The following is a 13,019-nucleotide window of genomic DNA, read 5'->3' as shown; positions in this document are numbered from 1 at the left end:
CGGACCCGCCTTGGCCCGGGCCTGACGTTTCTCCTCCGCCCGGTGATCGGGGGCGGCGGTGAGGGCGCGTGTCCCGTCCTCCCGCAGTCCTGGACGTCCCCCGGCGGGCCACGGGTCGCACCATTCATTTCATCGCACCCCCGGCGGGGGTGCCAGGCGCCGGCGACCCAAGGTGGCCCGCCCCGCCGGCGGCGATGAAGGACACCCATGCCGTCCACCGCATCCGGCTACAGTCCCCTGCTGCGCACCCCCGGTGCCGCCGCCTTCTTCCTCACCGCTGCCGTGGGCCGCGTCGGCATCGCCATGACCGGTCTCGGCCTGGTCTGGCTGCTGCACGCCCGCACCGGCTCCTACGGCACCGCCGGCCTGGCCGCTGCCGGCTTTGCCCTCGCCGAAGCCCTGATCGGGCCTCATGTGGCCCGCCTGATCGACCGGTTCGGGCAGACCCGCGTCCTGCCGTTCTGCCTCCTCGCCCACGGCGCCGCCATCGCGGGCGTCCTCGCGTCCACCACTGCCACGGCGGCCATCGCCGCCGCCACCTGCGCCGGCGCGACCATCCCCCAGTTCGGAGCCCTCTCCGCCGCCCGCTGGGCGCATCTGCTGCGCGAGCGGCGAGCGGACGAGCTGCCCACCGCCTTCTCCCTGGAATCGCTGGCCAACGCCACCGCCTTCCTCTTCGGCCCCGTCCTGGTCACCGCGCTCGGCGCGGTCGGTGACACGACGCTGGCCAGCACCATCGCCGCGGCCCTGATCGTCGGCGGGGGTGCGGCGCTGGCCGCCCAGCGCCACACCGAGCCGCCGCCCGCCCGCGAGCACGTCGAACGCGCCGCGCCCACCGACCGCGCCGACCACGCTGCACACGCCGTACACGCCCGCCCCGGGCGGACCCTGCTGCGGCCGGCCTTCCTCCTCCTGGCCGCGCTCAACCTGGCCATCGGGCTGTACTTCGGCACCATGGGGGTCTCGGTGAGCGCCTTCGCCGTCGAACACGGCATGCCCGGCGCGGCCGCGCCGATCATGGCCGCCTGCAGCCTCAGCGGGCTGTTCTCCGGATGGCTCTACGGGCTGCGCCGGCACCGCGCCCCGGCGCACCGCCGGCTCGTGGTCGCCACCGCCTGGCTGACGGCCACGGGGCTGCTGCTTCCCCTCGCGCCTTCCGCGATCTGGCTGGGTGCGGCAGTGGTGATGACGGAGGCGGCGGTGCCGCCCACGCTCGTCCTGCTGAACGTCCTGACGGAGAAGGCCGTCCATCCGAGGGCCCTCACTCAAGCGTTCACCTGGAACAACTCCGCCAGCGCGGCAGGTTCGGCGTTGGCGGCGTCCCTCGCCGGCCGCGCCGCCGACGGGCTGGGCGCCTCTGCCGCCCTCGCGCTGGCCCCCGCGGCCGGTCTCGTCCTCCTCGTCCTGGCCCTCTCCCTCTCGTTCGCCGCTCGGGTGTCGGCGGCAGGGCCGAGCACCCGGCGCGAGAGCGGCAGCGGCGACCGTACGGCGACCTAGGGCCTTCTGGAGCTCGCACCAGGTACCGCGCGGGCTTGACAGCGGCGGGGATAACCGTTAGCTATAGGGTGAATGGCTAACGGTTAGGGGAGGCCCCATGCAGCAGGAAGTGGTGCTGGCGATGCTGGCCAAGGAGCCGTCGCACGGCTACCAGCTGCGCGCGCGGCTGCGCGACGCGCTCGGCCCTCTCGGTGACGCGATGAACGCCGGGCAGATCTACGTCACGCTGACCCGGCTGGAAAAGGCCGGCCTGCTAGAAGTCGAGAGGTCTGCCGATGGCGCCGACCGGTCGGATCGCAAGGTGTACGCGCTCACCCCCAACGGCCAACAGCGAGTCGCCGAGTGGATCGCCGAGGTGAGCTGGCCGAAGCCCGACCTCGCGGAGTTCCACCTCAAGCTGATCGCGGCCGCGTCGGCCGGGCTGGCCGACCCGATCACCATCGTCGACACCCAGCGCCGCGAGCTGCTGCGCCGGCTGCGTGACGCCCAGCGCGCCGCCATGGCCGAGCCGGACCGCTCGGACGCGGCGCTGTTGTTGGAGGGCATCGTGCTCCGGCTGCAGGCGGACCTGCGCTGGCTCGAAGCATGTGAGAAGAACTGGACCCACCGAAGGAGTGGATCGTGAGCAATGCCCCCGACACGTCCGTGCTTCGCGCCCGCGGCTTACGAAAGGAGTACGGCAGCGGGGAAGCCGCTTCCCGCGTTCTGGCTGCTGCTCGCCGTGGTGCTGGCAACCGTGCTCGTGGTGGCGGCGCTCACCGCTGTTCCCGCCCGCCTCGGCGGGCGCCGTCCCGTGACCGAGGCTCTCTAAGCCGAGCATTCGCGCGGCCCGGAAGCCAACCCGGACGCGCGGGATTCCGCCAGGCGGCCCGGTACGGTACGCAAGGCGAATGAAGAAATAAGACACAAGGTGTCGGGTTTTGGGTCGAGCATGGTGGCACCGGTCGGCGTCGACGGCGGACGTGGACCGGGGCCCCTACGGATAGACAAGGATCTTGATGCGCGAAACGCCAGAAGAGCTCAAGGAGCTTCAGGCCCTCCTCGACGCCTCCCTCTCCCGCTCCACCTCCCACCTCCGCTCGATCATCAACACCGAGCGCACACTGACCGCAGAGCAGGTCACCCAGATCCTGACCGGCATGTGCACTCTGGCCCTGTCCACCGTGACGGCGAAGGGCGAGCCGCGGATCAGCGGCGTGGACGGGCACTTCCTGCACGGCAAGTGGCATTTCGGTACGGCGCGCAACGCCGCCAAGGCCCGCCATCTCGCCGCCCGCCCCGCCGTCAGCGCCGCGCACATGCGGGGTGAGGACCTGGGCGTGTTCACGCACGGCACGGTGGAGATCCTCAACCCGCAGGACGGCGAGCCGGCCGCAGACTGGCCGGACCTGCTCGCGTACCTCAAGGGCTTCTACGGCGATGACGCCTTCGACTGGGACATCGACCTGGTCTACTACCGGCTGCATCCGCACTGGATGACCGTCTACGCCCCCGATATCGCGAAGCTCACTGCGGCGTCCCAGTCCTGATCCGCAGCACAAGCCCGAGAGGGCTCTTCCACCAGGCGCGCGAGTTCGTCATGCCCTGCGTGCCGACCTGCGCCTTCTCCCCTTACTGCGTCAACTCTAGGCGCGTGCCACGAGGATGCCGTCGTCATCGCTGAATAGCTCGGCCCCTGGGTGGAAGGTGACACCGCCGAAAGTGACCGGGACGTCACGCTCGCCAGTGCCCTCCTTGCCGCTCTTGCGCGGGTTGGAACCCAGCGCCTTGACACCCAGGTCCAGTTCACGCAGGGCGGCGACATCCCGTACTGCACCGTTGATGACCACGCCGGCCCAGCCGTTGGCGACGGCCAGGCCGGCGATGACGTCACCCATGAGGGCGGTGTGCAGCGAGCCGCCGCCATCGACCACCAGGACGCGTCCCTCGCCGGGCTCTCCCAGGACGGACTTGAGCAGCGCGTTGTCCTCATGGCAGCGAACGGTGACGACCGTGCCGGCGAAGGCCCGGCGGCCGCCGTACTGGCGCAACTGCAGGTCGCAGGAGTCGAGCTGGTCGCCGCGCTCGTCGTAGAGGTCTGCGGTCACGATGGTCATAGCGCGGCCTGTCTGCGAATCGGCGGGGGTGCCAGTGGCGAACTGCTGCCGGTGCCACGACCGTACAGGTGGTCAGTCGTCGGGGCCTTCCATCTCGCCGCTACGGGGGTGGGGCCGGGACCGAAGGCAGGCACGGGTCGTTGACGCGGACGGGAGAAAAGGATACGTTCCGGTGGATTTCACGGTTGTCCAAGGGAAATCCGGTGAGATGCCGGTGCGGACGCGCCACTGTATCCGGGACGTAGATCCCGGGAGCCAGGTCGCTTGGGCTTGCGTGACCTCATTTGTTGGGACGCGTCATCCCTGAGGAGGCTTGTATGAGTGGTCTGTCCGCTCCTTCGGTAATCTCATTTCCCCGTCTGCGGTTGTGGCTGCTGGCTGTGCCGGTGCTGCTGCTGATCGCCTACCTGGTGCTGATGGACAACGGGGCCATCTCTCAGACCGGTGCTTACCTGCACGAACTCATGCACGACGGGCGCCATCTGCTCGGCGTGCCCTGCCACTAGGCGTCTGCATGGTACGCACCCTGCTGGTCAGGGGCCTGCTTCTGGGCCTGCTGGCCGGATTGATCGCGGGCGGCTTCGCCTTCACCTTCGGGGAACCGCAGGTGGACAGCGCAATCGCGCTGGAGGCGGCCCATGAAGCACCTGGTCATGACCATGCCGAGGAGGAACTGGTCAGCAGGCCGGGGCAGAAGGCCGGGCTCTTCCTGGCCACGGGCCTGTACGGGCTGGCGGTGGGAGGGGTCTTCGCTCTCGTGTACGCGGGCCTGCGCGGACGGGTCGGCCCTCGGTCGGAGGGCGCGTTGGCGCTCACCGTTGCCGGGACCGCGTTCGTGGCGGTGATCCTGGTGCCGTTCGTGAAGTATCCGGCCAGCCCGCCGGCTGTCGGGGACCCGGAGACGATCAACAGTCGCACCGTTCTCTACCTGGTGATGATTCTCGTCGGGCTGGCCGCGACGGTGATCGCGGTGGCGACCGCGCGCCGGGTGACTGCCGGGCCTTGGGCACGGTGGGTCGCGGCGGTGGTGGCGTTCCTGGTTCCGGTGATCGCGGCGTGGACTCTGCTGCCGACCGTGAACGAGGTGCCCGAGGGCTTCTCCGCCACGTTGTTGTGGCAGTTCAGGCTCGCGTCGCTGGGGACGCAGCTCGTGTTCTGGACGGCCTTCGGCGTGCTGTTCGGGTGGGTGAGCGACCGGGCGGCGCATCGTGCGGCCGCTCGGGCGACCGTCGCCTCGCCGAGCTGAGCTGAGCGGGGTGCTTTTCGTCCGGCACGCCAGTACGCCGGGGATGCGGGCCGCCTGCTTTCCCGCGGCCGACGAGGATGCCGATGCGGCGAGCCTGGCCAGGGCCGCCGCCTTGGCTTCGGTGGTGGCCGGGCCGGTGGCGTGCGCGGCTCCCAGCGCTGCCGCACGCCAGACCGTCGCCGCCATCGGCCAGCAGGTTCGGGTGGTTCCGGCGCTCGCGGAGGCGGATTGCGGCCGGTGGCGCGGCTTGCCGTACGAGCAGGTCGCGCGGGAGGAGCCGGCTGGTTTGGCGAGCTGGCTGGCCGACCCTCGCTCGGCCCCGCACGGTGGTGAGAGCCTGGCCGCGCACGCCGAGCGGGTCGCCGGCTGGCTCGAGTCGGTACGCGCGGAGCCCGACATGGTCGTCGTCTGCGACGCGGGCACCATCCGGGCGGCGCTCGGCCATGCGCTGGAGCTGGACCCGCTGTGTGCCGCCCGTTTCGATCTCGCGCCACTGTCCTTCACCGAGCTGACCGTCACACAGGACGGATGGCGGCTCGCCCATGTCAACCGGAAGGTCCTGTTTTGATAGTCACATATCCGTTCAGCGCGGTCGTCGGGCTCGATGACCTGAAGCTGGCGCTGGTGCTCAACGCGATCTCCCCGCGAGTGGGCGGCGTGCTCGTACGCGGCGAGAAGGGCACCGCGAAGTCCACCATCGTGCGTGCGCTGGCCGCCCAGCTCCCCGCTGTGCACGTGGTGCGCGGATGCCGATTCTCCTGCGATCCGGCCGCGCCCGACGCCGGATGCCCCGACGGACCGCACGAGCCCGGAGCGCAGGGTATGGAGCGCCCTGCCGCGCTGGTGGAGCTGCCGGTCGGAGCTTCGGAGGACCGGCTGGTCGGCTCGCTCGATGTGGAGCGGGCGCTGACAGAGGGAGTGAAAGCGTTCGAGCCGGGCCTGCTGGCCGCGGCCCATCGCGGCGTCCTCTATGTGGACGAGGTGAACCTGCTGCACGACCACCTCGTCGACCTGCTGCTCGACGCGGCGGCCCTGGGCACGTGTTACGTGGAGCGCGAGTCGGTGTCGGTACGGCATGCCGCCAGGTTCCTGCTGGTCGGGACCATGAACCCGGAGGAGGGGGAGCTCCGCCCGCAGTTGCTGGACAGGTTCGGGCTGACGGTCGAGGTCAAGGCGTCCAGGGATCCGGCGGAGCGCGCCGAGGTGGTGCGGAGGCGGCTCGCCTTCGATGCGGACGCCGAGGCGTTCGCGGCTCGGTGGGCGGCTGAGGAGGCGGCGCTGGCGAGCCGGATCGCTCAGGCCAGAGCTCTGGTGCCGGACGTGCGGCTGCCCGACGCGCGGCTGCGGCAGATCGCGACGGTGTGTGCGGCGTTCGAGGTGGACGGTTTGCGCGCCGACCTGGTCACGGCGAACACGGCCATCGCCCATGCCGCCTGGCAGGGCCGCGACGTGGTGACCACCGAGGACGTACGTGCCGCCGCGCGGCTGTCGCTGCCGCACCGGCGGCGGCGTGATCCGTTCGATGCGCCGGGGCTGGACGAAGCCCTGCTCGACGAGTTGTTGGCGCGAACGTCCGAGGACGAGGACGAGGATCCCGACGATCCCGCCGGCGGCGGTCCTGATGTTTCCGGACCTGAGGGACCTGAGGGGCCTGGGGGGCCGGAGGGCTCGTCGACGTCGGCCGGGGACGGCGCACCGTCGGCCTCGGACCGGCCGACAGACGGCCCGCGGCACACCGGGCGCGAGGCCGAGGGCTCCGGGCCGGTGGATCGTCCGGCAGATGCCGGGCGGCCACCGGCGACCGACGACGCAGAGCCGGCAGCCGAGGACGCGGGGCCGCGATCGGCCGGCGAAGGCTCCGCACCGCGATCGGACGGCGAGGCGCAGGAGGCGGCGGGGCGGGTGGCCGGAGTGGCGGCGCCGTACCGGGTGCCGTTGCTGGAGGTGCCCGGGATCGGCGAGGGCGCCGCGGGGCGGCGGTCGCGCTCGCGCACTCCGCACGGCCGGGCCACCGGCTCGCGCCGCCCCGGCGGACGCGTACGCGATCTGCATGTGACGGCGACGATGCTGGCGGCGGCGCCACACCAGATCGGGCGCGGGCGGGTCGGTCCGGGGCTGGTGCTGCGCGAGGACGACCTGCGGGAAGTGGTGCGCGAGGGCAGGGAGGGCAACCTCGTGCTGTTCGTCGTGGACGCGAGCGGCTCGATGGCGGCGCGCAAGCGGATGACCTCGGTCAAGACGGCGGTGCTCAGTCTGCTGCTCGATGCGTATCAGCGGCGCGACAAGGTCGGCCTGGTCACCTTCCGCGGCGTGGGCGCGGAGGTCGCGCTGCCCCCGACGTCGTCGGTCGAGGCGGGCGCGGCGCGGTTGCGTTCGCTGCCGACCGGCGGGCGTACGCCGCTGGCGGCGGGGCTGGTGCGTGCGGCGGAGGTGCTGCGCGTGGAGCGGCTGCGCGACCCGGCGCGGCGGCCGCTGCTGGTGCTGGTGACGGATGGGCGTGCCACGTCAGGGGGCGACGTGGACCGGGCCGCCGCGCTGCTGGAGGGCACGGCGGTGGTGGTCGTGGACTGCGAGAGCGGGCCGGTACGGCTCGGCCTGGCGGTCCGGCTGGCGGCCCGGTTGCGGGCCCGTGTCGTTCCTCTCGACTCCCTGGCCGACCTCGGTTCGGTCATCCGTGACTACAGGAAGGCAGTCTGATGCCGCAGGGAAAGCCCGCCGTCGTACCGGATGACGGCCTCACCACCCGGCAGCGTCGCAACCGGCCGCTGCTGATCGTGCACACCGGTCCTGGGAAGGGCAAGTCGACGGCCGCGTTCGGGATGGCGTTGCGGGCCTGGAACCAGGGCTGGCCGGTCGGGGTGTTCCAGTTCGTGAAGTCGGCCAAGTGGCGCATCGGCGAGGAGCGGGCGCTGAAGGTGCTCGGAGAGTCGGGCGAGGGCGGCTCGGTGACCTGGCACAAGATGGGCGAGGGCTGGTCGTGGATCCAGCGGCCGGGCACCGAGGAGGACCACGCGGCCGACGCACGGGAGGGATGGGAGCAGATCAAGCGCGATCTGGCCGCCGAGACGTACCGGTTCTACGTGCTGGACGAGTTCACGTACCCGCTGAAGTGGGGCTGGCTGGAGCTGGACGACGTGCTGGACGCGCTCGCCGAGCGGCCCGGCAACCAGCACGTGGTGATCACCGGCAGGGACGCGCCCGAGCGGCTGATCGAGGTGGCCGATCTGGTGACGGAGATGGGCAAGGTTCGCCATCCCATGGACGCCGGACAGAAGGGGCAGAAGGGCATCGAATGGTAGTTCCCCGGCTCGTCATCGCCGCGCCGGCGTCGGGCAGCGGCAAGACGACGGTGGCCACAGGGCTGATGGCGGCGCTGCGGGCGCGTGGGCTGAGGGTCTCGCCGCACAAGGTGGGGCCGGACTACATCGACCCCGGCTATCACGCGCTGGCCACCGGGCGTCCCGGTCGCAATCTGGATCCGTGGCTGGTCGGCGAGGAGCGCGTGCGACCGCTGTTCCTGCACGGGGCGGCGGGATGCGATGTGGCGGTGGTCGAGGGCGTGATGGGGCTGTTCGACGGCAAGGGGGACACGGACTTCGCCTCGACCGCGCACGTGGCCCGGCTGCTGGACGCGCCGGTGGTGCTCGTGCTGGACGCGGCGCGGCAGAGCAGGTCGGTGGCGGCGGTGGTGCACGGGTTCGCCACGTTCGACTCGCGGGTGCGGGTGGGCGGGGTGGTGCTCAACCGGGTGGGCTCGGATCGACACGAGGAGCTGTGCCGTTCCGCCCTTGCCGCGGCGGGGGTGCCGGTGCTCGGGGCGATCCGCCGAGATGACGCCGTCTCCATGCCGTCCCGGCATCTGGGGTTGGTGCCCGTCGCCGAACGGGAGGCCGAGGCGCTGGCCTCGGTGGAGCGGCTGGCCGCGCTGGTGGCACGCTCGTGTGATCTGGACGCGTTGCTGCGGCTGGCGGCGTCGGCTCCACGGCTGGGCGCGGCTCACTGGGAGCCGTTGCACGTTGTGCGGAAGGACAGGCCGGTGGTGGCGGTGGCGGGCGGGGCGGCGTTCACGTTCGGCTATGCCGAGCATGTCGAGCTGCTGCGGGCGGCCGGTGCGGACGTCGCGGTGTTCGACCCGCTGCGTGATGAGACGCTGCCGGACGGGACCGCCGCGCTCGTGATCGGCGGCGGCTTCCCCGAGGTGTACGCGGCCGAGCTGGCCGCCAACGAGCCGCTGCGCGAGGAGGTGGCCGCCTTCCGCGGGCCGATCGCGGCCGAGTGCGCCGGGCTGCTCTATCTGTGCGAGGAGCTGGACGGGCAGCGGATGTGCGGGCGGGTGCCGGGCCGGGCTCGGATGACGTCCAGGCTCACGCTCGGCTACCGGGACGCGGTCGCGCTCACGCGTTCGCCGCTGACGGAGCAGGGCGAGCGCTTCCGCGGGCACGAGTTCCACCGCACCGCCGTCGCATACGCGGGCGAGCCGCTGTTCCGCTGGGAGGGCGGCGCCGACGGGTTCGGCGACGCCCTGGTGACCGCGTCCTATCTGCACCTGCACTGGGCCGGGCAGCCGATGACGGCTCACCGGTTGGTGTCGTCCTCCAGGTCGCCCTCGGTCTTGAGGTAGACCTCCTGCAGGCCGCGCAGGATCTCCGGATCGGGGTGCTGCCACATGCCGCGCTCGGCGGCCTCCAGCAGACGTTCGGCGATGCCGTGCAGCGCCCAGGGGTTGGACTGCGCCATGAACGCCTGGTTCTCCGGGTCGAGCACGTAGGTCTCGGTGAGCTTGTCGTACATCCAGTCGGCGACCACCCCGGTGGTGGCGTCGTAGCCGAACAGGTAGTCGACGGTGGCGGCCAGCTCGAAGGCGCCCTTGTAGCCGTGGCGGCGCATCGCGGCCAGCCAGCGCGGATTGACCACCCTGGCGCGGAAGATGCGCGAGGTCTCTTCCGACAGGGTGCGGGTGCGGACGGCGTCGGGGCGGGTGCTGTCGCCGACGTACGCGGCCGGGGCTCTGCCGGTGAGCGCGCGCACGGTGGCGATCATGCCGCCGTGGTACTGGAAGTAGTCGTCGGAGTCGGCGATGTCGTGCTCGCGGGTGTCGACGTTCTTGGCCGCCACGGCGATCCTGCGGTAGGCGTCCTCCATCTGCGGGCGCGCGGCGACGCCGTCGAGGTCGCGGCCGTAGGCGAAGCCGCCCCACACCGCGTACACCTCGGCCAGGTCGGCGTCGTCGCGCCAGTTGCGGCTGTCGATCAGCGGCAGCAGCCCCGCCCCGTACGCGCCCGGCGCGGAGCCGAAGATGCGCATGGTCGCCCGGCGCTCGTCGCCTCCGGTTGCGGCCACGTGGGCGCGCACGTAGTTGTCCTCGTCCGGCTCGTCCAGGGACGCGGCCAGCCGTACGGCGTCGTCGAGCATGGCCACCACGTGCGGGAACGCGTCGCGGAATAAGCCGCTGATGCGGACCGTCACGTCGATCCTGGGGCGGCCCAGTTCGGCGAGGGGGATCGGCTCCAGGGAAGTGACCCGGCGCGAGGCCTCGTCCCATACGGGGCGGATGCCGAGCAGGGCCAGCACCTCGGCCACGTCGTCACCCGCCGTGCGCATGGCGCTGGTGCCCCACACGGACAGTCCCACCGAACGCGGCCACTCGCCGGTGTCCGACCGGTAGCGCTCCAGCAGCGACTCCGCCATGGCCTGGCCCGTCTCCCACGCCAGTCTGCTGGGAACCGCTCGGGGGTCGACGGAGTAGAAGTTGCGGCCGGTCGGCAACACGTTGACCAGACCCCGTAACGGCGAGCCGCTCGGCCCGGCGGGGACGTAGCCGCCGTCCAGGGCGTGCAGGACGTGGTCGAGCTCGTCGGTGGTGCGGGCCAGGCGCGGCACCATCTCGGTGGCGGCGAAGGTGAGAACGCGCGTCACGAGATCGCGCCGCTCGGCAGGCAGCCCGCGCGTGACCTCCGCCGCGGCATCCGCCGCCCACCCGCGTTCCTCCATGGCCGCCACCAGCGCCCGGGCGGTCTCCTCGGCCCGGTCCACGCTGCCGAGCCCCGCCGTGCCGTCCTCGGCCAGGCCGAGCGCCTCGCGCAGGCCGGGCAGCGTCTCGCGGCCCGACCACATCTGCCGGGCGCGCAGCATCGCCAGGACCAGGTCCACGCGGACGTGGCCCGTCGGTGCCTGCCCGAGCACATGCAGGCCGTCGCGGATCTGCGCGTCCTTGACCTCGCACAGCCACCCGTCCACGTGCAGGATGAAGTCGTCGAACTCGCTGTCGTGCGGCCGGTCCGCCAGCCCCAGATCGTGGTCGAGCCGGGCGGCCTGGATCAGCGTCCAGATCTGCGCCCGGATGGCGGGCAGCTTGGCCGGGTCCATGGCCGCGATCGTGGCGTGCTCGTCCAGCAGTTGCTCCAGCCGGGCGATGTCGCCGTACGTCTCCGCCCGCGCCATCGGCGGCACCAGGTGGTCCACCAGAACGGCGTGCGCCCGCCGCTTGGCCTGCGTGCCCTCACCCGGATCGTTCACCAGGAACGGGTAGACCAACGGCAGGTCGCCGATGGCCGCGTCGGTGCCGCACGCGGCGGACATGCCGGCCGACTTGCCGGGCAGCCACTCCAGGTTTCCGTGTTTGCCCACGTGCACCATGGCGTGTGCGCCGAAGTCGGCCGACAGCCAGCGGTAGGCGGCCAGGTAGTGGTGGCTGGGCGGCAGGTCGGGGTCGTGGTAGATGGCGATCGGGTTCTCGCCGAAACCGCGCGGCGGCTGCACCATCACCACCAGGTTCCCGGCCCGCAGCGCCGCCAGGACGATGTCGCCCTCGTGCACGAACAACTCGCCCGGCGGCGGCCCCCAGTGCCGCTCCATCCCCGCCCGCAGGTCCTCGGGCAGGGTGCGGTACCAGCGCTCGTAGGAGGCGGCGGAGATGCGTACCGGATTGCCCGCCAGGTGCTCCTCGGTCAGCCAGTCCTGGTCCTGGCCGCCGGCCGCGATCAGCGCGTGGATGAGCGCGTCGCCGTCCTGCTCGGCCACCCCGGGGAAGCCCTCGCCCAGGTCGTAGCCCGCTTCGGCGAGCTTGGCCAGCAGCCTCACCGTGCTGGCCGGGGTGTCCAGGCCGACCGCGTTGCCCACACGGGAGTGCTTGGTCGGGTACGCCGACAACATCACGACCAGGCGGCGCTCGGCAGGCGGGGTGTGCCGGAGCAGCCCGTGCCGTACCGCGATGCCCGCTACCCGGGCGGCCCGCTCGGGGTCGGCGACGTAGACGGTCAGCCCCTCGGGGTCGATCTCCTTGAACGAGAACGGCACCGTGATGATCCGCCCGTCGAACTCCGGAATGGCCACCTGCGAGGCGGCGTCCAGCGGCGACAGGCCGTCGTCGTTCTCCTCCCACGCCTGCCTGCTGGTGGTCAGGCAGAGCCCCTGCAGGATCGGCACGTCCAGGGCGGCCAGCGCGCCCACGTCCCACGCCTCGTCGTCCCCGCCCGCGCTCGCCGTGGCGGGGCGCGAGCCGCCCGCCGCCAGCACGGTCACCACCAGCGCGTCGGCGGCGCGCAGGGTGTCGAGCAGCTCGGGCTCGGCGGTGCGCAGGGAGGAGCAGAAGACCGGCAGCGCCTGCCCCCCGGCCTCCTCGACGGCCGCGCAGAGCGTCTCCACGAACGCGGTGTTGCCGGCCATGTGATGCGCGCGGTAGTAGAGCACACCGATCACGGGTCCCGGCCCGGGCCGTGCGCCGCGTTCCAGCAGCCCCCAGGAGGGCGTGCGCTCCGGCGGCGCGAATCCCCGTCCGGTCAACAGCACCGTGTCCGACAGGAACGCGTGCAACTCGGTCAGGTTGGACGGCCCGCCATGGGCGAGGTAGGCGTGGGCCTCGGCGCAGACGCCGCCGCTGACCGTGGACAGCTCCATCAGCTCGGCGTCCGGCGCCTGCTCACCGCCCAGCACCACCACCGGACGAGGGCCGGCCAGCAGCGCATCCAGGCCCTCCTCCCAGGCGCGCCGGCCGCCGAGCAGGCGTACCACGACCAGGTCGACGCCCTCCAGGAGGGCGGGCAGATCCTCGGCCGCCAGCCGGGCCGGATTGCCCAACCGGTAGGCGGCGCCGCTGGCGCGTGCGCTCAGCAGGTCGGTGTCGGAGGTGGAGAGCAGCAGGACGGTACGGCTGTCGCCAGGCACGACGCAATCCTCCCTCG

12 protein-coding genes are annotated in these 13,019 nt (G+C 72.3%); 10 read left to right on the top strand and 2 right to left on the bottom strand.

Features of this window, described 5'->3' with window-relative positions; translation table 11 throughout:
* Nucleotides 1-207 precede the first annotated feature (207 nt).
* The 4 genes from EDD27_RS47335 to EDD27_RS47320 all read left to right on the top strand — a co-directional run bounded on the left by EDD27_RS47335 (nucleotide 208) and on the right by EDD27_RS47320 (nucleotide 3,026).
* Entirely contained in the window at nucleotides 208-1,497 is a 1,290-nt protein-coding gene (locus EDD27_RS47335; protein WP_127939203.1) for an MFS transporter, read from the top strand.
* A 97-nt stretch (nucleotides 1,498-1,594) separates the two neighbouring features.
* A complete protein-coding gene (locus EDD27_RS47330; protein WP_127939201.1) occupies nucleotides 1,595-2,122 on the top strand; it encodes a PadR family transcriptional regulator in 528 nt (175 codons plus the stop codon).
* Between the two features lie 3 nt (nucleotides 2,123-2,125).
* On the top strand, nucleotides 2,126-2,308 hold the full coding sequence (locus EDD27_RS47325) for a hypothetical protein (protein ID WP_127939199.1): 183 nt from the start codon (nucleotides 2,126-2,128) through the stop codon (nucleotides 2,306-2,308).
* Nucleotides 2,309-2,495: 187 nt separating this feature from the next.
* Nucleotides 2,496-3,026 carry a pyridoxamine 5'-phosphate oxidase family protein gene (locus EDD27_RS47320; protein WP_127939197.1) on the top strand — a complete coding sequence of 177 codons (531 nt, stop codon included), beginning with the start codon at nucleotides 2,496-2,498 and terminating at the stop codon, nucleotides 3,024-3,026.
* Nucleotides 3,027-3,122: 96 nt separating this feature from the next.
* Here the strand turns inward: EDD27_RS47320 and rraA are convergent, their stop codons facing one another.
* Nucleotides 3,123-3,593, bottom strand: coding sequence for a ribonuclease E activity regulator RraA (rraA, locus tag EDD27_RS47315; protein WP_127939195.1), 471 nt, complete (start codon nucleotides 3,591-3,593; stop codon nucleotides 3,123-3,125).
* Between the two features lie 317 nt (nucleotides 3,594-3,910).
* Here rraA and EDD27_RS47310 point away from each other — a divergent pair, with 317 nt between their 5' ends.
* Genes EDD27_RS47310 through EDD27_RS47285 form a run of 6 tightly spaced genes read left to right on the top strand, consistent with a single transcriptional unit; the run spans nucleotide 3,911 to nucleotide 9,460 of the window.
* A complete protein-coding gene (locus EDD27_RS47310; protein WP_127939193.1) occupies nucleotides 3,911-4,099 on the top strand; it encodes a CbtB domain-containing protein in 189 nt (62 codons plus the stop codon).
* Nucleotides 4,100-4,107: 8 nt separating this feature from the next.
* Nucleotides 4,108-4,839 carry a CbtA family protein gene (locus EDD27_RS47305; protein WP_127939191.1) on the top strand — a complete coding sequence of 244 codons (732 nt, stop codon included), beginning with the start codon at nucleotides 4,108-4,110 and terminating at the stop codon, nucleotides 4,837-4,839.
* Between the two features lie 10 nt (nucleotides 4,840-4,849).
* Nucleotides 4,850-5,407 (top strand): histidine phosphatase family protein, encoded by a 558-nt coding sequence (locus EDD27_RS47300; protein ID WP_127939189.1) that lies wholly within the window; start codon nucleotides 4,850-4,852, stop codon nucleotides 5,405-5,407.
* On the top strand, nucleotides 5,404-7,536 hold the full coding sequence (locus tag EDD27_RS47295; RefSeq protein WP_241564632.1) for a VWA domain-containing protein: 2,133 nt from the start codon (nucleotides 5,404-5,406) through the stop codon (nucleotides 7,534-7,536). The genes EDD27_RS47300 and EDD27_RS47295 overlap by 4 nt, the downstream gene beginning before the upstream one ends.
* Nucleotides 7,536-8,138, top strand: coding sequence for a cob(I)yrinic acid a,c-diamide adenosyltransferase (cobO, locus tag EDD27_RS47290; RefSeq protein WP_127939185.1), 603 nt, complete (start codon nucleotides 7,536-7,538; stop codon nucleotides 8,136-8,138). Before EDD27_RS47295 ends, cobO begins: the two co-directional genes overlap by 1 nt.
* Nucleotides 8,132-9,460: a cobyrinic acid a,c-diamide synthase CobB gene (locus tag EDD27_RS47285; RefSeq protein ID WP_127939183.1), complete on the top strand. Its 1,329-nt coding sequence runs from the start codon at nucleotides 8,132-8,134 to the stop codon at nucleotides 9,458-9,460. Before cobO ends, EDD27_RS47285 begins: the two co-directional genes overlap by 7 nt.
* Here EDD27_RS47285 and cobN read toward each other — a convergent pair.
* Complete coding sequence (cobN, locus tag EDD27_RS47280) at nucleotides 9,415-13,002, bottom strand: cobaltochelatase subunit CobN (protein ID WP_127939182.1); 3,588 nt, start codon at nucleotides 13,000-13,002, stop codon at nucleotides 9,415-9,417. The two genes, EDD27_RS47285 and cobN, sit on opposite strands and share 46 nt — an antisense overlap.
* Nucleotides 13,003-13,019 lie beyond the last annotated feature (17 nt).

The organism is Nonomuraea polychroma, assembly GCF_004011505.1.
Lineage (GTDB): Bacteria > Actinomycetota > Actinomycetes > Streptosporangiales > Streptosporangiaceae > Nonomuraea > Nonomuraea polychroma.
This window is presented reverse-complemented; position numbering and strand designations above follow the sequence as displayed.

Bases quoted from the DNA above. Each gene is read 5' to 3' on its own strand.
- EDD27_RS47335 (WP_127939203.1), top strand. From the start codon at position 208: ATGCCGTCCACCGCATCCGGCTACAGTCCCCTGCTGCGCACCCCCGGT.
- EDD27_RS47330 (WP_127939201.1), top strand. From the start codon at position 1,595: ATGCAGCAGGAAGTGGTGCTGGCGATGCTGGCCAAGGAGCCGTCGCAC.
- EDD27_RS47325 (WP_127939199.1), top strand. From the start codon at position 2,126: ATGCCCCCGACACGTCCGTGCTTCGCGCCCGCGGCTTACGAAAGGAGT.
- EDD27_RS47320 (WP_127939197.1), top strand. From the start codon at position 2,496: ATGCGCGAAACGCCAGAAGAGCTCAAGGAGCTTCAGGCCCTCCTCGAC.
- rraA (WP_127939195.1), bottom strand. From the start codon at position 3,593: ATGACCATCGTGACCGCAGACCTCTACGACGAGCGCGGCGACCAGCTC.
- EDD27_RS47310 (WP_127939193.1), top strand. From the start codon at position 3,911: ATGAGTGGTCTGTCCGCTCCTTCGGTAATCTCATTTCCCCGTCTGCGG.
- EDD27_RS47305 (WP_127939191.1), top strand. From the start codon at position 4,108: ATGGTACGCACCCTGCTGGTCAGGGGCCTGCTTCTGGGCCTGCTGGCC.
- cobO (WP_127939185.1), top strand. From the start codon at position 7,536: ATGCCGCAGGGAAAGCCCGCCGTCGTACCGGATGACGGCCTCACCACC.
- EDD27_RS47285 (WP_127939183.1), top strand. From the start codon at position 8,132: ATGGTAGTTCCCCGGCTCGTCATCGCCGCGCCGGCGTCGGGCAGCGGC.